1 protein-coding gene is annotated in these 215 nt (G+C 50.7%); it reads right to left on the bottom strand.

Translation table 11 applies throughout. The annotated features are described in order from the left end of the window. A partial coding sequence (locus LIZ98_RS17885) for a hypothetical protein (RefSeq protein WP_227203210.1) occupies positions 1-215 on the bottom strand: 215 nt, incomplete at both ends.

Raw genomic sequence — 215 nt, 5'->3', positions numbered from 1 at the left:
TTTTGGCGACGAGACTCTTTCTCGTCGTCGTTTTGAGGCGGGAAACTCCTTTTTTGGCGACGAGACCCTTTCTCGTCGTCACTTTTGGGCAGGAAACTCCCTTTTTTGGCGACGAAACCCCTTCTCGTCACCATTTTGAGGCGAAAATCGCTCGTTTTTAGCGACGAGACCTTTTCTCGTCGTCGTTTTGAGGCGGGAAACTCCCTTTTTTGGCG

The organism is Caldibacillus sp. 210928-DFI.2.18 (assembly GCF_020554505.1).
Taxonomy (GTDB): Bacteria; Bacillota; Bacilli; order Bacillales; family Caldibacillaceae; genus Caldifermentibacillus; species Caldifermentibacillus hisashii.
The sequence above is the reverse complement of the archived record's forward strand: the minus strand, read 5'-3'. Positions and strand labels throughout refer to the sequence as shown.